The organism is Sinomonas cellulolyticus, from assembly GCF_014656475.1.
Taxonomy (GTDB): domain Bacteria; phylum Actinomycetota; class Actinomycetes; order Actinomycetales; family Micrococcaceae; genus Sinomonas; species Sinomonas cellulolyticus.
Genome location: NZ_BNCM01000002.1, coordinates 105,522 through 123,372 on the forward strand (window position 1 = coordinate 105,522; position 17,851 = coordinate 123,372).

General features: G+C 71.8%; 16 protein-coding genes and 1 riboswitch. Of the genes, 12 read left to right on the forward strand and 4 right to left on the reverse strand.

Translation table 11 applies throughout. The annotated features are described in order from the left end of the window. Positions 1 to 4 precede the first annotated feature (4 nt). From IE231_RS02650 to IE231_RS02685, 8 genes are all read left to right on the forward strand, one after another. On the forward strand, positions 5 to 922 hold the full coding sequence (locus tag IE231_RS02650; protein WP_189692407.1) for a dihydrodipicolinate synthase family protein: 918 nt from the start codon (positions 5 to 7) through the stop codon (positions 920 to 922). 61 nt (positions 923 to 983) lie between these two features. Continuing rightward, on the forward strand, positions 984 to 2,054 hold the full coding sequence (locus tag IE231_RS02655) for an ROK family protein (RefSeq protein WP_201896917.1): 1,071 nt from the start codon (positions 984 to 986) through the stop codon (positions 2,052 to 2,054). Positions 2,055 to 2,093: 39 nt separating this feature from the next. Continuing rightward, positions 2,094 to 2,777: an N-acetylmannosamine-6-phosphate 2-epimerase gene (locus IE231_RS02660; RefSeq protein WP_189692409.1), complete on the forward strand. Its 684-nt coding sequence runs from the start codon at positions 2,094 to 2,096 to the stop codon at positions 2,775 to 2,777. A 210-nt stretch (positions 2,778 to 2,987) separates the two neighbouring features. After that, positions 2,988 to 4,400 carry a dihydrolipoyl dehydrogenase family protein gene (locus IE231_RS02665; RefSeq protein WP_229866452.1) on the forward strand — a complete coding sequence of 471 codons (1,413 nt, stop codon included), beginning with the start codon at positions 2,988 to 2,990 and terminating at the stop codon, positions 4,398 to 4,400. 100 nt (positions 4,401 to 4,500) lie between these two features. Further along, positions 4,501 to 5,190, forward strand: coding sequence for a sugar ABC transporter ATP-binding protein (locus tag IE231_RS02670; protein ID WP_189692410.1), 690 nt, complete (start codon positions 4,501 to 4,503; stop codon positions 5,188 to 5,190). Further along, positions 5,187 to 7,307 carry a YhgE/Pip domain-containing protein gene (locus IE231_RS02675; protein ID WP_189692411.1) on the forward strand — a complete coding sequence of 707 codons (2,121 nt, stop codon included), beginning with the start codon at positions 5,187 to 5,189 and terminating at the stop codon, positions 7,305 to 7,307. The genes IE231_RS02670 and IE231_RS02675 overlap by 4 nt, the downstream gene beginning before the upstream one ends. Beyond that, complete coding sequence (locus IE231_RS02680; protein ID WP_189692412.1) at positions 7,304 to 7,954, forward strand: TetR/AcrR family transcriptional regulator; 651 nt, start codon at positions 7,304 to 7,306, stop codon at positions 7,952 to 7,954. Before IE231_RS02675 ends, IE231_RS02680 begins: the two co-directional genes overlap by 4 nt. A gap of 57 nt (positions 7,955 to 8,011) precedes the next feature. After that, a complete protein-coding gene (locus IE231_RS02685) occupies positions 8,012 to 8,623 on the forward strand; it encodes a hypothetical protein (RefSeq protein WP_189692413.1) in 612 nt (203 codons plus the stop codon). On the opposite strand, the gene IE231_RS02690 is transcribed toward IE231_RS02685, so the two are convergent. Both IE231_RS02690 and IE231_RS02695 read right to left on the reverse strand, forming a co-directional pair. Next, positions 8,589 to 9,122: a SixA phosphatase family protein gene (locus IE231_RS02690; RefSeq protein WP_189692414.1), complete on the reverse strand. Its 534-nt coding sequence runs from the start codon at positions 9,120 to 9,122 to the stop codon at positions 8,589 to 8,591. The genes IE231_RS02685 and IE231_RS02690 overlap by 35 nt on opposite strands. Before the next feature lie 58 nt (positions 9,123 to 9,180). Then, entirely contained in the window at positions 9,181 to 10,008 is an 828-nt protein-coding gene (locus IE231_RS02695; RefSeq protein ID WP_189692415.1) for a winged helix-turn-helix domain-containing protein, read from the reverse strand. A 613-nt stretch (positions 10,009 to 10,621) separates the two neighbouring features. Then, a riboswitch (cyclic di-AMP (ydaO/yuaA leader) is annotated at positions 10,622 to 10,818 on the forward strand. 6 nt (positions 10,819 to 10,824) lie between these two features. Here IE231_RS02695 and IE231_RS02700 point away from each other — a divergent pair. After that, positions 10,825 to 11,589, forward strand: a complete 765-nt coding sequence (locus IE231_RS02700; protein ID WP_229866453.1) for an aggregation-promoting factor C-terminal-like domain-containing protein — start codon at positions 10,825 to 10,827, stop codon at positions 11,587 to 11,589. 115 nt (positions 11,590 to 11,704) lie between these two features. On the opposite strand, the gene IE231_RS02705 is transcribed toward IE231_RS02700, so the two are convergent. Beyond that, the gene (locus IE231_RS02705; RefSeq protein ID WP_189692417.1) at positions 11,705 to 12,712 is read right to left on the reverse strand and encodes a hypothetical protein; all 1,008 of its coding nucleotides are present in this window, start codon (positions 12,710 to 12,712) and stop codon (positions 11,705 to 11,707) included. 165 nt (positions 12,713 to 12,877) lie between these two features. Here IE231_RS02705 and IE231_RS02710 point away from each other — a divergent pair, with 165 nt between their 5' ends. Both IE231_RS02710 and IE231_RS02715 read left to right on the forward strand, forming a co-directional pair. After that, positions 12,878 to 13,618 carry a response regulator transcription factor gene (locus IE231_RS02710; RefSeq protein ID WP_189692418.1) on the forward strand — a complete coding sequence of 247 codons (741 nt, stop codon included), beginning with the start codon at positions 12,878 to 12,880 and terminating at the stop codon, positions 13,616 to 13,618. A gap of 13 nt (positions 13,619 to 13,631) precedes the next feature. Then, entirely contained in the window at positions 13,632 to 15,185 is a 1,554-nt protein-coding gene (locus tag IE231_RS02715; protein WP_189692419.1) for a sensor histidine kinase, read from the forward strand. Between the two features lie 182 nt (positions 15,186 to 15,367). On the opposite strand, the gene IE231_RS02720 is transcribed toward IE231_RS02715, so the two are convergent. Then, positions 15,368 to 16,261: a DMT family transporter gene (locus IE231_RS02720; RefSeq protein ID WP_189692420.1), complete on the reverse strand. Its 894-nt coding sequence runs from the start codon at positions 16,259 to 16,261 to the stop codon at positions 15,368 to 15,370. 189 nt (positions 16,262 to 16,450) lie between these two features. Between IE231_RS02720 and IE231_RS02725 the strand changes: the two genes are divergently transcribed. Next, the gene (locus IE231_RS02725) at positions 16,451 to 17,839 is read left to right on the forward strand and encodes a bifunctional glycosyltransferase family 2/GtrA family protein (RefSeq protein ID WP_189692421.1); all 1,389 of its coding nucleotides are present in this window, start codon (positions 16,451 to 16,453) and stop codon (positions 17,837 to 17,839) included. The last annotated feature ends 12 nt before the right edge of the window (positions 17,840 to 17,851 follow it).

The following is a 17,851-nucleotide window of genomic DNA, read 5'->3' on the forward strand; positions in this document are numbered from 1 at the left end:
TTCTGTGCCCGCCACCTTCCACGGCGTCATCCCGCCCGTCGTCACCCCCCGCCACGCCGACGGCACGCTGGACGTCGAGTCCCTCAAGAACGTCACGAAGCACCTCATCGACGGCGGGGTGACCGGCCTGTTCGTGCTCGGCTCCTCCGGTGAGGTGCCCTACATGACGAACGCCGAGCGCGAGCTCGCGGTCCGCACGATCGCCGAGGCCAACGCGGGCGCCGTCCCGCTCGTGGTGGGCGCGAACGAGCAGACCACCAACCGCGTGATCGACGAGGCCAAGAAGATGGTCGACCTCGGCGCGGACGCACTCGTGATCACGTCCATGTACTACGCGATCGGCAACGCCGCGGAGACCGAGGCCCACTTCCGCGCGATCCACGAGGCCGTCGCCACGCCCATCTTCGCCTACGACGTCCCCGTCCGCACCCACTACAAGCTCCCCACCGACGTGCTCGTCCGCCTCGCTCACGATGGCGTGATCGCGGGCGTCAAGGACTCCTCGGGCGACGACGTCTCCTTCCGCCAGCTCCTGTTGGCCACGAAGGGCCTCGACGGGTTCTCGGTCTTCACCGGCCACGAGGTCGTCGTGGACGGCGCGCTCCTGGGCGGCGCGGCCGGCGTCGTCCCCGGCCTGGGCAACGTGGACCCGGCCGGCTACCGCAGGCTCTACGACCTCGCCAAGGCCGGCGACTGGGCCGGCGCCGCCGCCGAACAGGACCGCCTCGCGCGCGTCTTCGACATCGTGTACGCGCCCGGAAACCGCGTCTCCGGCGGGGCTGCGGGGCTCGGCGCGTTCAAGACCGCCCTGCAGCTCATGGGCATCATCGAGTCCAACACCATGAGCACCCCCATGGAGTCGCTCAATGAGGCCGAGACCGAGACCATCCGCCGCATCCTCGTGGAGACCGGGCTGCTTTGAGGCGCCCCTTCCACCGCGCCCGTCCTTCCGACCCCCACCCGACCCCGAGGAGGCCCACAGCGTGAGGCATGCGATCGGCGTCGACCTCGGCGGCACCAAGACCGCGGGCGGCCTCGTCTCCGAGGACGGCGAGGTGCTGTTCCGGGAGACGATCCCCACGCTCTCCCAGGACGGCGGCGAGGCCATCCTCAACGCGACGGCCGAGCTCATCCTCCGCATCCGGCGGCGCGCCGCCGCGGAGGGCCTCGGGGTGGCTGGGACCGGGGTCGGCTCGGCCGGGGTGATCGACGCCGCGCACGGCACGGTCGTCTCGGCCACCGACGCGATCCGCGGCTGGGCCGGCACCGACATCGCCGGCGGCCTGTCCGGCCGGACGGGGCTGCACACCGCCGTCGTCAACGATGTCCACGCGCACGCGCTCGGCGAGGCGTGGCTGGGAGCTGCCCGCGCGACGTCGTCCTCCCTCCTGCTCGCGTTCGGCACCGGCGTGGGCGGCAGCTTCGTGGTCGGGGGCCGGCCGCTCCTGGGCCACCGCTGGGTGGGCGGCCACGTGGGCCACGTCGCCTCCCCCTTCGCGCACGACGCCGCGGGCTCACCGCTGCCGTGCGTGTGCGGTTCCGCGGGGCACGTCGAGGCGATCGCCTCAGGCCCCGCGCTGCACTCCGAATACCTCCGGCGCGGCGGCGATCCCGCCGTGCCGGACACCAAGGCCGTGTTCGAGCGGGCCGAAGGGGCCTCGTCCGGCGGCGGCCGGTCCGACGGCGGCCGGTCCGGCGGCGACCGGTCCGGCGGCGGCCGGTCCGACGACGGCCGGTCCGGCGGCGGCCGGTCCGACGACGGCCGGTCCGGCGGCGACTCTGTCGCCGTCGCGGCCATCTCCGTCGCCGCGCGGGCGGCCGGTCAGGCAGCCGGCGGCCTGGCGAACATCCTCGACCCCGAGCTCATCGTGGTCTCCGGGGGCCTCGCCGACGCCGGGCCCCTGTGGTGGGAGGCGATGGAGGCAGCGTTCCGGGCCGAACTCATGCCGCCGCTCGCCGCCCTGCCCCTCGTGCGGGCCTCCCTCGGCGGGGCCGCCGCCCTCGCCGGTGCCGCGCGGCTCGTATTCTCGCCCGAGGTCCTCGCGCATTCCTAGCCGATCGCCCAGCGCCCCGTCCTGAAAGGTCCCCCTCCCGTGATCCTCACCCCCGACGCCCTCGAGGCCCTGCGCGGCCAGCTCATCGTCTCGTGCCAGGCCTACCCTGGCGAGCCGCTGCGCGAGCCGCACATCACCGCCCGGATGGCAGAAGCGGTGGTGCAGGGCGGGGCCGCAGCCGTGCGCGTGCAGGGCGTGGCCGACGTGCAGTTCACCCGCACCGCCGTGGAGGTGCCGGTGATCGGACTGTGGAAGGACGGACACAGCGGCGTCTTCATCACGCCCACGCTGCGGCACGCGCTCGCGGTCGCGGCCGCCGGCGCTCACGTCGTGGCGATCGACGGCACGCGGCGCGAGCGGCCGGACGGGCTCTCGCTCGCCCAGACCGTGGCCGGAATCCATGCTGAGTCGCACGCCCTCGTGATGGCCGACTGCGGCTCACTGGACGACGCCCGCGCCGCCGCGGATGCCGGGGCCGACCTCATCGGCACGACCCTGGCGGGGTACACCGGGGAACGTGCCAAGACCGAGGGGCCGGACCTCGAGCTCCTCGCAGACGTGGCTTCCGACGGCCTGGGACGGCCGCTCATCGCGGAGGGCCGCATCCACACCCCCGCCCAGGCCCGCGCCGCGCTCGACGCCGGGGCCTTCGCCGTGGTGGTAGGCACCGCCATCACCCACCCGACGTCGATCACCGGCTGGTTCCGGGACGCCCTCGCCTGAAACGTTGAGGGGTCACTTCCTCTCTGAGGGGTCACATCCCCCCTGAGGGGTCACATCCCCTCTGAGGGGTCACTTCCCCTCTGAGGGGTCACATCCCCTCTGAGGGGTCACTTCCCCTCTGAGGGGTCACATCCCCTCTGAGGGGTCACTTCCCCCCCCGCGACCCCGCAGCGCCCGCGCCGTACCCCCGCGCTCCCGTAGCATGCTGGGGTGGACACCGAGTATGACGTCATCGTGGTCGGCGGCGGGGCGGCGGGCGAGAACGCAGCCGACCGAGCAGTGAAGGGCGGCCTCACCGCCGCCATCGTGGAGAAGAGCCTGCTCGGGGGCGCATGCTCCTATTGGGCCTGCGAGCCCTCCAAGGCCCTCCTGAGGCCGGGCACGGCACTCCACGCGGCGCGGCGGGTGCCCGGAGCGCGTGAAGCGGTGGCCGGAAGCCTCGACGTCCCGGCCGTCCTCGCGCACCGCGACGAGGCCTCGAGCCACTGGGACGACGCCGGCCAGGTCAGCTGGGCGCAGGACGCCGGCATCGCGCTCGTCCGCGGCACGGCCCGGCTCACGGGCGCCAAGCGCCTGTGGGTGACCGACGACGACGGCAACCACTTCACGCTCACGGCGAGGCACGCCGTCGTGCTCGCGACGGGTTCGGTGCCCTCCCTGCCCAAGATCCCGGGACTGCACACCGTCCCGGTCTGGACGACCGCGGACGCGACGAGCACCCAGGAGGTGCCGGAGAGCCTGGCAGTGATCGGCGGGGGCGTCGCCGGCGCCGAGCTGGCCCAGGCGTTCGCCCGGCTCGGGTCGCGGGTCACGGTGCTCGCGCGCGGGTCCTTCCTGAGTGCCTTCCCCGAGGACGCCAGGAGCCTTGTCGCGGACGGGCTGCGCGCGGACGGCGTCGAGATCCTGGAGGGCGTCTCGCCTGAGCTGGCGGAGGAGACGGACGACGGCGCCGTGCGGCTCACGCTCCCGGGCGGCCGCACGCTGGAAGCGGCACGGGTGCTCGTCTCCACCGGGCGCCGCCCGGCGCTGGACGGGCTCGGCCTGCCGGCATTCGGGATCGAGCCCCACGCGCTGCGGGTCGCGGAGACCGGCCGGGTGCAGGGGCTGTCGTGGCTGTACGCCGTGGGCGACTGCTCGGGCGGTCCCAAGCTCACCCATCAGGGCAAGTACCAGGCGCGGATCACCGGGGATGCCATCGTCGCCGCCGCGCGCGGCGAGCTGGAAGCTGCACCTGCCCCGTGGAGCCGCCACGCCCGCACCGCCGACGTGCTCGCCGTGCCCCACGTGGTCTTCACCGATCCTGAGCTCGCCACGGTGGGCCTCACGGAAGAGGACGCCTGGGAGGCGGGCATCCGTGTGCGCGCCGTGGAGCTGCCGATTTCGGTAGCGGGTGCGTGGCAGCACGCGGAGGACTACGAGGGGTGGGCGCAGTTCCTCGTCGACGAGGATGCCCGCACTCTCGTCGGCGCATGCTTCGCAGGACCGGACGTGGCCGAGCTGCTGCACGCGGCGACGATCGCGATCGTGGGCGAGGTTCCGCTCGAGCGCCTGTGGCATGCGACGCCGTCCTTCCCCACCCTCAGCGAGGTATGGCTGAGGTTCCTCGAGGCCTACGGGCTGTAGGGCCCACGAAGAAGTCTCCCCCAGAGGCCCCCAGAGGGCACCCGTGCTCCCCTTGACCCCCGATTTGTACTGACCGGTCAGTTTTCCTACAATCGAGAGCATGCTTTCAGTTCGTGGCCTCCGAGTGTCTGGGCGGCACAGCGACCTCGTCCCTCCCACCTCCTTCGAAGCGCGCCGCGGTGAGCTCGTCCTGGTCCAGGCAGACGGCCGGGACCACCGCACCGCGCTGGCCCTCGCCGTCTCCGGACGCGTGGCCCCCACCGAGGGAACGGCGAGATGGGGCGCCCCGAGGGGGTCGGCCAGGAGGGACCTCGCGGCGCTGCGGCGCGCGAGCGCCGTCGTCGACGCCCCCGAGATCAACGAGGCCGAGCTCCATCTCAGGGTCAGGGACCTCGTGGCAGAGGATCTCGCCCTCCTCCCCCGCCGCCACCGCGGCCCCGGCAACCCCGCGGCGTGGCTCACCGTCAACGCCTTCGAGGACGTCGCCGACCAGTGGGCCGAGGACCTGCCGGCACGCCGTCGGACCGAACTGCTCACCGCGCTTGCCCTCGCCAATCCCGAGACCGGCCTGCTCGTCCTGGACTCCCCCGACCGCCACTCGGACGATCCGCAGGACTGGCTCCCGTTCCTCGCGGCGACCGCCGCACGCCCCGGGCGGCCGCTCGCCGTCGTGGGCATCGTGGCCGCTCTCCCACACGAGTGGGAGGGGCCGGCCGCGGCGGCCGGGAACTCGGTGCGCGGCCAGCTGGGCGAGGTTCTCACGGACCGGCTCGTGGAGGTGACCGCGTGACGGTCCTCCGGCTCGCCCGCTCGGAGCTCAAGCGCATGACCTACGGCCTGCTGCCCAAGCTCACCATTCTGGCGCTCGTCACGGTGCCCCTCCTGTACGGCGCGGTGTACCTGTATGCCAACTGGGATCCCTACCGGAACATGAGCCGGATTCCGGCTGCCCTCGTGGTCGAGGACCGCGGCGCGGACGCGCCCGACGGAACGCACCTCGACGCGGGGAACGAGGTGGCCCAGGCCCTCGTGGACGGGCACCTCTTCGACTGGCACCGAGTGGCCAGCGCGGCGGAGGCCGAGGCGGGCGTCCGCAACGGCACCTACGGCTTCGAGCTGACACTGCCCGGGGACTTCTCCTCGAACCTCGCCTCCCCGGCGAGCTTCGACACCGCCAAGCAGGCCATGCTCCAGGTCACCACGAACGACGCCAACAACTACCTGCTGAGCACCATCGTGGACAAGGTGACCACGGCGGTCCACGACTCCGTCGCGAAGCAGGTGGGCACGGAGACGGCCTCGAGGCTCCTCACCGGCTACGGCGTGATCCACGGGCAGGTCGCCGCCGCGGCCGACGGCGCCGGAACCCTCGCCGACGGCCTCGACGGGCTCCGGGACGGCTCCGTGCAGCTCGCCGACGGCGCATCGCAACTCCACGCGGGCGCGGACCAGCTCGTCGCCGGGCAGACGCAGCTCCGCGACGGCGCCAGCCAGCTCGTGGCCGGCCAGACGCAGCTGCGCGACGGAACCGAACAGCTCGCGGCGGGCTCGGGCCAGCTGGCCTCAGGCCTCGACCAGCTGCGCGGCAAGACGTCTGTGCTGCCCGGCACCACGCGGCAGCTCGCGGACGGCGCGTCGCAGGTGGCCGCGGGCAACGCCGCCCTGAACCAGAAGGTCCAGTCGGCGGTGGGGGCAGTGGATGCGGCCGACGCTGCCGTCCAGGGCCGGGTGAAGGAGACGACAGCGCGGCTCGTCACGGAGGGGGCCCTGACCCAGACCCAGGCGGACGCCATCCTCGCCGACGTCACCGCGGCTCAATCCTCGGCGCCCCTCGCGGATGCCCGGGCACAGCTGCACACCGCCGCCGGCCAGGTCCAGCAGCTCGCGGACGGCTCGCAGAAGGTCGCCGACGGCGCTGCCCAGCTTGCCGGGGCCATGCCTGCGCTGGCCACCGCGGTGGGGCAGGCGGACGACGGCGCGCACCGGCTTTCGCAGGGAGCGTCCCAGCTCGCCGCCGGGCAGCAGTCGGCGCTCGACGGCGCGCAGAGGCTCGCCGCCGGTGAGCAGGCCGCCCTGGACGGCACGCAGAAGCTCGACGACGGCGCGGCCCGGCTCGACAGCGGCGCGGCCCAGCTCCGGGACGGTGCTTCCCAGGCGGACGACGGCGCGCACCGGCTCGCGGAGGGCCTCGCCGAGGGCGCGGGCAAGGTCCCGAACCCGTCCGGCCAGCAGGTGAAGGACGTCTCGGCGGTCATGGGCGACCCGGTCGCGATCGACCACGTCTCCCAGACCAAGGCCGCCTCCTACGGCGCTGGCCTCGCACCCTTCTTCCTCTCCCTCGCGATGTGGGTGGGCATCTTCATGCTCATGCAGGCGATGCGGCCGTTCACCGTCCGGGCCCTCGCCTCGAACGCGCCCGCGTGGAAGATCGCCGTCGGCGGGTGGCTGCCGTTCGCGGTCGTCGCAGCGGTCCAGGCCACCCTGCTGACCGCGGTGGTGGACTTCGCCCTCGGCCTGGCCCCGGCGCACCCGCTGCTCATGTGGCTGTTCCTGCTCCTGGGCGGGATCGCGTTCAGCGCGGTCATCCATGGGATCGTTGCCCTGCTGGGCACATCCGGGAAGTTCGTGGTGCTGATCCTGCTCATCCTCCAGCTCGTCTCCTCCGGCGGGACATTCCCATGGCAGATGACGCCCGAGCCGTTCCGCATCGCACACCAGGTCCTCCCGATGGGCTACGTGGTCCAGGGAATGCGCCATCTCATCTACGGCGGTGACCTCTCGGGGATCCTGCCGACCGTCGTCGGCCTCCTCGGCTACACACTCCTCGGCGGCCTGCTGAACATTGCAGGCACCCGGAAGAGCAAGACGTGGCGGCTCAAGACCCTCCAGCCGGAGATCGCGGTATGAGCGGGCAGAGCCCGGCGAGCGCCCGGACCGAGGCGACCCGGCAGAAGCTCTTCGACGCGGCGATGGAGCTCATCGGACAGCGCGGAGCCGCCGCTGTGACGGTGGACGAGATCGCCGCTGCGGCGGGCGTGGCCAAGGGCACGGTCTACTACAACTTCGGCAGCAAGGACGGGCTCGTGGAGCAGCTCCTCCGCCACGGCATGGCACTGCTGCGGGCGGCACTCGCCGCCGCGGTCGCGCCGCAGACGCCCGACGGCGGGACGTCGCCCCGCACGCGCGACGACCAGGGCGCTGCCCGTCCTCCCCTTCACGAGGTGCGGGCGATGGTGGCGAACGCCCTGGGCTTCATCGAGGCCTACCCGGCGTTCGTGCGGCTGTGGATGGGCGAGCAGTGGCGGCCCGACGGCACGTGGCACTCGGTGCTGGCGGGGATGCGGGCCGAGGTGCTGGGTGAAATCCACGCCGCCCTCGCGCGCGTCGGGCGCCCGCTGCGTCCGGGCCAGGATCTCGACGCCGTGGCGACCGCCCTCTTCGGAGCCTCGTTCGTGGTGGGTGTGGACCGTGTCTCGGCGATGCCGGCCAAGCCGATGGGGCCGGCCGTGGAGGCCGTCGTGGCGCTGGCCGCCGGAGCCTTCTGGGAGACATGACGAGCAACCCATACCAACAACACTGATAACTTGAGAAACAGCTGTCACACTGGGCACATGGCCTCCCGCTTCCTCCCCCTCCGCCGCAGCGCCCGGTTCACCCTCTGGGCCGCCGGCGGGGCTGCGGCGCTGTCTGCGGCAGCCGCCCTCACGCTCGACGCCGGGTGGGCGAGCCTCGCACTGCTGGGGGCCGGAGCCTTCGTGGCCTGCGCCCTCTATGCGGTGCTGGGCATGTCCCGCTACGCCTTGGCAGCCGTGGCCTGCGGCGGATCCGCGCTGGCCATCGGGTCAGCACTGACCTTCCTGAGGATGCTGGGGCTCGCCTGGGACCAGGATCCGAACTCCGTCACGACCGTCTCGAGCCAGGACGCGGACCCCTACTTCTTCGGCGCGGTGGCCGCAGCAGCCTTCACACTGGCCGTGCTGCTTGTCGGTGCGGTCTGGCCGGAGCCGCGTCCTGCGGCCGCGCGGAGCCGCCCAGCCGCCCCCAGGAGTTCCCGCGGCCCGGGCCGAACGGCGTCGCCGGCCAGGAAGCGCTCCTCCGCACGGAAGTCGGTCCCGCGGAAGGCTCCCGCGCCAGCCGTACGCCAGGCGCAGGTCACCGTCCGGCGGATCCCGGTCGGACCGAAAGGTGTCAGCGCTTCTGCGCGCGCGGCACGGCGAAGCTGACGAGGCGGGCATCCTGGCCGTCGAGCTCGGCCCACGGTGCCTCAGTCTCGAGCACTGCGAGGCCCGCAGTGGGGAAATGCGTCGCAGCGTCCATGTATGCGTCCTGGTCCGAATCCCGGGAGGCGAGCCGCAGCGCAAGGTCCTGCACGCCCGGCATATGGGCTACGACCAGCAGGCAGCGAACCGTCTCGGGCACATGGTTCACCACCGCGAGCATCCGGGCCGCGCTTGCGGCATAGAGGCCTGACTCCAGCTTCGGCGTCGGCGCCTTCTCCCCGAGTTCCTCGCACACCCAAGTGGTGGTCTGACGGGTTCTCAGGGCTGTCGAGCACAGGATGAAGTCCGGGATGACGCGGTGCTTCACGAGCCACTTGCCCGCCTCAGGCGCGTCGGCGTGGCCGCGCTCGGCGAGGGGACGGTCCAGATCGGCCACCCCTTCAGGCCACGCCGCCTTCGCATGCCGCAGGACGACGAGGCGCTTGAGGTGGTGCTTGGTCACCCCCTTAGCCTACGGGCAGGGGCGCCTAGTCCGGCTGGGGCCGCCCGGGAGACGACCGCTAGATCGAGTACTCCGGTGCCGCCCAGACGATGACCTCGGGGTGCTCGTAGAAGCGGTAGCCCTGCCCGCGGACCGTGCGCACGGTATTGGCGAGGCGGCCCAGCTTGGAGCGCAGGCGGCGGATATGCACGTCGATGGTGCGCTCGTTCGGGACTTCCTCGGCATTCCTCCAGAGACTCTCGAGCAGTTCGTCACGGCTCACGGTCCGGGCGCCGTTCTCGACCAGGTAGTTCAGAAGCTCGAATTCCTTGAACGTCAGGTTCAGCGTCTCGCCGTCGAGGTGCACCTCGCGGCGGGCCAGATCGATCAGCACGCCGGACGGGCGGCTGTCCGTCACCGGGGCGGGACGCGGTTCGGGACGCTGCGGGCGGCTGGCCACGGTCGGGTCGCCGAAGGTGGATCGCACGACGTCGAGGGATGAGCCCGGAGCATCCGCGGGGGCCACAGCCACTGCCGCATAGCTTTCCACGCCCTCGACGAGGCTCTGGGCGTAGGCCCGGATCTCCTGGGCGATCCTGGCAATCGAGGTTCCGGCAGCGGCGGCCTGCTGCTCGGAGAGGCCTACGTAGACGACGAAGCCGTGCGCAACATTGTCCGGCTGCACGGCGCGCACCTGCTCGGCGCCGGGCTGGATCACCGCTGTCGGTGCAGTGAGGGGCGCATGGTCATCCGACGGCCGGAAGGGCTGGGCCGCGTGGAGGGCTGTGGGGTATTGGCGTGACTCGGCCGCGCCGAAGCGGGCGCCGAACGCAGGGCGGTGGCCCGCCTGCTGGGCCTTCTGGGCATTGCGGACGGAGATGTGGACGTAGCCGGATGCAACAGACATGGATGAACCTCGTGAGACTAGCCGTGACGGCTTCGAATGCGGAGCTGGGACGCCCGCGTGACGGATAGTGCCCGACGCTGGGCGGCAAAAGGACGTGTGCTTGGTGCTTGGGGTGGTGCGGTCAGCTCGACATTCGACAGCAGTGGATGGACCGTGCGGCGGGTGAGCCGAGGGGCCAGACTGCGGCTGCAGGTACTGCTGCGTCTTTGTTCACAGAAAGAGTCTGGGGCGTAACAATGGCTACAGGCAAGTAACAATAGGATCCTCGTCTCACGATTCGAGACGAAGCCCGGCAATTGTGACAAGACTCACAATTCGGCCCCCGGCGGATATGAACGATTTTTTTCAGAACTTCCGGCTTCCTCCACGCCTTTTGTCGAACAATATTCGATGAGATCCCGATCATCTTCATTGCGCTTCTCCCGTGACCGAGGTCTCAGCATGCGAGCAGGGTTCGACGTGGCGCCACGCCGCTTGTAGCCGCGCTGGACAGCGCGGCGTGCGCTGAGCTAGTCACGCAGGGGGCCAGCCGAGATCTGCCGTTACCCAAATGTGACAATGTGGCGATGTTCCCGTAGGGTGGACGGGTGCCTCCGCGACCGGGGGTACCTCCCGACCTTGTCCGCCGAGCTCTGCCGACGCGTCTGGGAGGAAACACAAGGCAGAGACGGAGGACCCACCAGCGGCTGCGCCCGCTCCTGACGAGCGTGTGGTGCAAGCCTCGGGGTTAAGCCCAGGCCACCTAGGCCGGGCCGGATGACTCTCATCCGAACCCGACAGCTAACTTCGCAGGCGCCAACGAGAGGCCCACACGCTTTGAGCAAGACCCCTGCCCGCGATGCCGCACGCCCGCACGGCCGCCGTCGCGCCGTTTCCACCAACTCCTCCGCGCTCGCCCGCGTGGCGGCCAAGGCCGGACTCGCGTCCGGCGACCGCTTCGGCCACCGCAGCGCCGTCGTCGCACTCTCGCTCGGACTGCTCGCCGTAGCCGGTGGCGGTGCGGCCGCAACCGCCAACGCCACGGACCTGGCCCGTGCCTCTGCGGTGACGTCCACGGCGTCCTCGGCGTCCGTCTCGGCAGACCCCAGCGAGAAGACCGTGCTCGCGAGCGCTGCCGCCGACCAGGCCGCTCAGGACAAGGCTGCTGCTCAGAAGGCCGCAGCGGACAAGGCAGCTCAGGACAAGGCCGCCGCCGACAAGGCAGCAGCCGACAAGGCAGCAGCGGACAAGGCCGCCGCCGACAAGGCAGCAGCCGCTCCGCCGCAGGCGGTCAACGATCCGGCGGGGGCCCAGGCCTACGCTGCCAGCCGTCTCTCCGCCTACGGGTGGGGGCAGGATCAGATGAGTGCGCTCATCACCCTGTGGAACAAGGAGTCCGACTGGACTACCACGGCCACGAATGCCTCCAGCGGTGCGTACGGCATCGCGCAGTCGCTTCCGGCGGGCAAGATGGCCAGTGCCGGCGCCGACTGGCAGACCAACTACAAGACCCAGATCGAGTGGGGCCTGAACTACATCAAGCAGAGCTACGGCTCGCCTGCGAACGCCCTCGCGTTCCACCTCGTGCACAACTGGTACTGAGTTCCAGTTCCTGCGGCACGCACGACGGCGCCGCCCGCCTCATGCTCGAGGCGGGCGGCGCCGTCGTTCGCTGCCGCGCGCAGCTTCCTCCCTCGGTGCCGGCTGATGGCCGAAGTCAGTTGGTACTCGACTCCGTCCCGCTCGAGGCGCCCTGGATCATGATGGTCTGCGCCGCAAGCCCGTCCTTGAGCGCGGAGACGGTCACGGTCTGGCCCTGGGCGAGCGTGGCCGACTGCTGACTGCCGTTCCCGCTCTGGCCCCCGTTCCCGCTCTGGCCGCGCACCCCACGGGCGGCGTACTGGGTCGATGAGGAGAGCGCATAGGTCTGCTCGAATCCGTCCGTGCTCTTGACCGTCACCGACTGGCCCGACACGGCCGTCACGGTACCCGTCTGCTCGACCATCGTGACGGTCGCGTTGTCACGGACCACCACGAATTCGCCGTGCAGCACTTGGCCCATCGCGCCGACGCCGAGGCCGCCCGCGCCGAAGCCCTGGCCCCGCGTGCCTCCCTGGGCACCCGGTCCCTGGCCGTTCGTCCCATTCTGGCCGCCCTGGCCCCCGGGGCCGCCTTGTCCGCGGAAGCCGTTCATTCCGTTCTGGGTGCCTTGGGCGTTCGCCGCGTTGGCCGAATTCGCGGAGTTCGCCGCCCAGACGGCCGCTCCCGCCCCGCCAGCGATGACGACGGCGACCGCACCCGCGGCGAGGCCCTTCTGTGCGGTGCTCAGCCGGCGCCAGCGGTCGGCCGCCGGGCGGGGGCTTTGTCCTGCGCGCCCCTGTAGTGGAGCGCCCCAACCGCCCGACTGCTGCGGGTAGATCGGCTCCGCACCGCCCCTCTGATACGGGCCACCCCAGCCCTGGGGCTGCTGGCTCTGCGGCGCACCCCAGCCCTGCGGCTGCTGGCCCGGCTGGCCCTGCGGGGCACCCCAGCCTGAGGCGGGCTGGCCCGGCTGGCCCTGCGGCGCACCCCAGCCCGAGGCGGGCTCACCGCCCTGGTGCGGGCCGGCGTCGTGCGCTTCAGGGTGGGCGGGAGCATCAGGAGCGCTCGCGGCGACGGGCTGCTGGGGCACGGTCTGCGCGGGCTCGTCCGGCTGCGCGGAAAGGGGCGGCTCGTGGTGGGCCATCGGATCCTCCTGGAGTGAGAAGTTCTCGTTCCAGAGTCGGCCCGTATCCTGTGGCCATCCTGTGCCGGCCTCCTGCGGCGACTGTGACGGGCGTACCCTAGCGTCCACAGGCCCCTCACAGCACGCTCTCAGGCTCGGGCTACGTCTCACAGGGAGGCTGGAACCATGGCAAGCCCCTTCTCCACCAACAACCTGCCGGCCCTCACCCACCCGGACGGCACGCCGATCCGCGCCCTCGTGGTCGACGACGAGCCGAGCCTGTCCGAGCTCATGAGCATGGGCCTGCGGATGACGGGCTGGAGCGTCCAGGTCGCCGCGGACGGCCCCTCGGCGGTGAAGGCCGCCCGGGAGTTCCGCCCCGACGTCCTCGTCCTGGACGTCATGATGCCCGGCTTCGACGGGGTGGAGGCCCTCACCCGCATCCGGCAGTTCCTGCCCGAGGTGCCCGCGCTCTTCCTCACGGCCAAGGACGCCGTGGAGGACCGCATCACGGGGCTCGCCGCCGGCGGGGACGACTACGTCACCAAGCCCTTCAGCATGGAGGAGGTCATGCTCCGCCTCCACCGGCTCGTGCAGCGCTCCGGCGTGGCCGCCCAGGACGATGCCGAGCTCGTGGTCGGGGACCTCGTGCTGAACACTGACACGCGGGAGGTGACCCGCGGCGGCGAGGACATCCAGCTCACAGCCACCCAGTTCGAGCTCCTGCGCTACCTCATGGAGAACCCGAAGCGGGTGGTCAGCAAGTCCCAGATCCTCGACCGCGTCTGGCAGTACGACTTCGGGGGCCAGGCGAACATCGTGGAGCTCTACATCTCCTACCTGCGCAAGAAGATCGACGTGGACCGGGCTCCGATGATCCACACGGTCCGCGGAGCGGGCTACGTGATCAAGCCCGCCGAAGCCTGAGGGAAGCATGGCCATGAGTACGCTCTCGGGCGCGGAGCCGCGTACCGGGCACAGCTGGCTCCACCCCGACACGTGGCACCTGCGCACCAAGCTGGTCGCCGTGACCACGCTGCTCCTCGTGGGCATCTGCACGGTGGTCGGCACCGTCCTGTACGCGAGCATGGAGCGCGTGCTGACCCAGCAGCTCGACAGCCAGCTCGCCCAGGCCAGCTACCGTGCGGCGGAGTTCAGCAGCCCCTCCACTACCGGCACTCCTCGCAGGAACCCGATCGAGGCACCCGGCCAGGGCGCCGGAACCCTCAACGCGCGGATCAGCAACGGCGTCCTCGTCACGAGCAGCCTCATCACCTCGGACGGCAGGGTCGCCTCCCCCACGGCGTCCGACGCCGCGCAGCTGGCCTCCGTACCCATCTCGCCCGCGCGGTCCGGGCCGGGGAGGCCGGGCGCCGACGAGCTCACCCCCGTGGACCGCAAGCTCAGCGCCGGCACCTACCGCCTGGTTGCCGTGCAGACCGAGTACGGGGACGTGGTGGTCACGGGGCTTCCCATGGCCGCCACCGAGGCGACCCTCGGCTCCCTCGTGCTCACAACAGTCATCGTCTCGCTCGGCGGCCTCATGCTCGTGGGGCTGCTGGGCACCATCATCATCCGGCGCACCATGAAGCCGCTCGACCAGCTCTCGCACGTGGCCGGTCAGGTCGCGCAGCTGCCGCTCGACGCCGGCGAGGTCGCCCTCGCGGTGCGAGTCCCGGCGTCGGCCGCGAACCCCGGCACCGAGGTGGGCCAAGTCGGCAATGCCCTCAACCGCATGCTCGACAACGTCTCAGGCGCGCTCGAGGCGCGGCAGGCGTCCGAGATGAAGGTGCGCCAGTTCGTCGCGGACGCCTCCCACGAGCTGCGCACGCCGCTCACCGCGATCCGCGGGTACACGGATATGCTGCGGCTCACCGAACCGCTCACGGAGCAGGGCGCCGAGTCGCTCGGGCGCGTGGAGACGCAGTCGCTGCGCATGTCCCGGCTGGTCGAGGACCTCCTGACGCTTGCCCGGCTCGACGAGGGCCAACCGCTCAAGCGCGGGCCCGTGGACCTCACGCAGCTCGTCGTCGAGACCGTGACGGACCAGAAGGTCATCGCGCCGGACCACACCTGGCGGCTCGAGCTGCCCGACGAGCCGCTCGAGATCACGGCCGACGGCGCCAAGCTGCACCAGGTGCTCGTCAACCTCCTCAGCAACGCCCGCAAGCACACCCCGCCCGGGACCACCGTGACGGCCTCCGCCGGACGCTCCGCCCGCGGGGATGCGGTGCTGACCGTGACCGACGACGGCCCCGGCATCCCCCCCGACCTGCAGCGCACGGTCTTCTCGCGGTTCACCCGGGCCGACAAGGCCCGCGCCGCAGGCGGCGAGGGGTCCACCGGGCTCGGGCTCTCGATCGTGGAGGCGATCGTGAAGGCGCACGGCGGCTCCATCGACCTCACCTCGCGTCCGGGTCGGACCGAGTTCGCGGTGTACCTCCCGGCCACGCCGGTGTCGCAGCCGGTCCCAACACCCGCTCCGGCCGCTTAGGGCGGATGCGGGCGCGGCGCACTGACCGCTCGCTGGCGGCAGGCCCTGCCCGGCATGGCAGGCCGTGGCGCCGGCCTGCTGTGCCGGTCACGGCCTGCTGTGCCGGTCACGGCCTGCTGTGCCGGTCACGGCCTGCTGTGGCGGTTTCCCCCAGCCTCGGCGCGCGGCTCGCGCCGGCCCAGCTAGGTCATCGACGCCGACTGGCCCGCTTCCACCGGCTCGGCCTCGCGCACACTCCGTCGGGTCGCCATGAACACGCCCGCAAGCACAAGGATCGCCCCGAGCCCGATAAGCGGCGTCAGCGGGTCGCCGTGGAGACTCACGCCGAGCGCGAGGGCCACGACGGGGTTGACATAGGCGATCGCTGTCGCACGCGCGGGGCCCGCCTCCGAGATCAGGCGGAAGAACAGCAGGAACGCGAGGGCGGTGCACAGCAGGCCGAGGAGCACGAGCGAGCCGGTCGCGAGTCCGGACGGCGATGCGGAGGGCCAGGATGCCGCGGCGAAGGGCGCCGCAAGCACCGCACTGATGCTCAGGCAGGCCGCCGTGAGCGGCAGGGCCGGGACCTCGCGCAGCTTCGTCGCGGCGATCTGCGGCGCCACCGCGTAGCAGACGGCCACAAGCAGCATCTCCGCCACCGGCCATGCGCCAGAGGCCTCCATCCCGCCCCCGCCGAGCGCGGCGACACCGGCCACGGCGACCACGAGCCCCACGATCCGCAACCGGCCGATCCGCTTCTCGAGGCCGATCAGTCGCGCGACCACGAGCGCGAGCACCGGCGCGAATGCGATGAGGAGGCCCGCGAGCGAGCTCGTGATGAACCGCTCGGCATCGCTGAGCAGGAACCACGCCCCGACCATCTCCAGCAGCGCGAACGCGAGCACCGCCCACCGGTGCTCCCATACGGTGCGCATCCCGCGCCGGGCGAACGGCAGAAGCACGACGGCGCCGATCGCCGTGCGCGCGAACACCACCACGGCGGGGCTCACCTCAGCCACGGCCTGGCTGATCAGCAGATAGGGCACTCCCCAGATCAGGCTCATGGCCACAAACAGGATCCACGCGCGGCGGCTCATCCGGCCATCACCTGCGTGGCAGAGGTCTGCATCACGCGGCCACTCTATGCCCGGGCGCCGAGACCGATGAACGATTCGGGCACGGCCGAATCGTGCGAGCCACGCCGAATCGCCCCGGCCGCCGCGCTCACAGTTGGGGCACAGGATCCCTGTACCGGCGTCACATGCCGGTCCGGGAAAGTCGTAGGCATGACGCTCACGGATCCCGCCCTCACTGGCACCTCGGATGCCCCAGCCGCCGGTGCAGGCGAGCCGACAGACCCGGCGGACGGCGGCGTCGTGCGTTCCGAGGGGAATGCGGGACCAAGACTTCCGATGCTCCGGCCCGGGACCGCCATCGATACCGCCGCACTGGACGCGGCAGGCATCCCCGTCCTGGACGTCACCATCCCCGTGTACAACGAGGAGAAGGACCTCGAGGAGTGTGTCCGCCGCCTCCACGCGCACTTGGGGCGCACGTTCGAGCACGGCTTCCGCATCACCGTCGCGGACAACGCCTCCACCGACGCCACGCTGCGGGTGGCCGAGCGGCTCGCCCGCGAGCTGCGGGAGGTCCGAGCCGTCCACCTCGACCAGAAGGGCCGTGGCAATGCGCTGCGGCGCGTCTGGCTCGCCTCGGACGCGCCGGTGCTCGCCTACATGGACGTTGACCTCTCCACCGACCTCGCCGCGCTCGGCCCGCTCGTCGCGCCTCTGCTGTCGGGGCACTCCGACCTCGCGATCGGGACCCGCCTGGCCAGAAGCTCGCGGGTGATCCGCGGGCCGAAGCGAGAGTTCGTCTCGCGCTCCTACAACTTCCTCCTGCACTCCCTCATGGGTGCGGGGTTCTCCGACGCCCAGTGCGGGTTCAAGGCCATCCGCGCGGACGTGGCCCAGGAGCTCCTCCCCCACACGCTGGACACGGCGTGGTTCTTCGACACGGAGCTGCTCGTCCTGGCCGAGCGCTGCGGGCTGCGCTGCCACGAGGTTCCCGTGGACTGGACCGACGATCCGGACTCCAAGGTGGACGTCCTGCGCACCGCCGTCGACGACCTCCGCGGCATGTACCGCCTCACCCAGGACATGGCCCGCGGCCGGATCCCGCTCGCCGAGCTGCGCGCCGCCCTGGCCCGCGGGCCGCTGCCCGCCTGCGAGCGCACGGCCGAGGCGGGACGGCGCCAGAGCCTGTTCGGCCAGCTCGCCCGCTTCGGCGCGATCGGAGTCGCCTCAACCTTGGCCTACGCTGCCCTGTTCCTGCTCGGGCGCGAGTTCATGGACGCCCAGGCCGCGAACTTCGCCGCCCTCCTGATCACGGCCGTGGCGAACACGGCCGCGAACCGGCGCTTCACCTTCGGGGTGCTCGGTGCGGAGCGGCTGGGCCGGCACCATCTCGAGGGCCTCATGGTCTTCGGGATCGGCTGGGCCCTGACCGCAGGCGCGCTCGCCTGGATGCACACGCTCACCAACCCGGCCAGGTGGCTCGAGCTCGCGGTGCTCGTCGTGGCCAACCTCGCCGCGACCGCCGTCAAGTTCCTCCTCTTCCGCCACTGGGTGTTCCGCAGGCGGCGCGAACCGCTGGTCGCCGCCTCCCGGACCTGACCGGCCGCGCGG

Bases quoted from the DNA above. Each gene is read 5' to 3' on its own strand.
- IE231_RS02710 (WP_189692418.1), top strand. From the start codon at position 12,878: ATGGCAAGCCCCTTCTCCACCAACAACCTGCCGGCCCTCACCCACCCG.
- IE231_RS02685 (WP_189692413.1), top strand. From the start codon at position 8,012: ATGGCCTCCCGCTTCCTCCCCCTCCGCCGCAGCGCCCGGTTCACCCTC.
- IE231_RS02725 (WP_189692421.1), top strand. From the start codon at position 16,451: ATGACGCTCACGGATCCCGCCCTCACTGGCACCTCGGATGCCCCAGCC.
- IE231_RS02720 (WP_189692420.1), bottom strand. From the start codon at position 16,261: ATGAGCCGCCGCGCGTGGATCCTGTTTGTGGCCATGAGCCTGATCTGG.
- IE231_RS02695 (WP_189692415.1), bottom strand. From the start codon at position 10,008: ATGTCTGTTGCATCCGGCTACGTCCACATCTCCGTCCGCAATGCCCAG.
- IE231_RS02715 (WP_189692419.1), top strand. From the start codon at position 13,632: ATGAGTACGCTCTCGGGCGCGGAGCCGCGTACCGGGCACAGCTGGCTC.
- IE231_RS02680 (WP_189692412.1), top strand. From the start codon at position 7,304: ATGAGCGGGCAGAGCCCGGCGAGCGCCCGGACCGAGGCGACCCGGCAG.
- IE231_RS02705 (WP_189692417.1), bottom strand. From the start codon at position 12,712: ATGGCCCACCACGAGCCGCCCCTTTCCGCGCAGCCGGACGAGCCCGCG.
- IE231_RS02670 (WP_189692410.1), top strand. From the start codon at position 4,501: ATGCTTTCAGTTCGTGGCCTCCGAGTGTCTGGGCGGCACAGCGACCTC.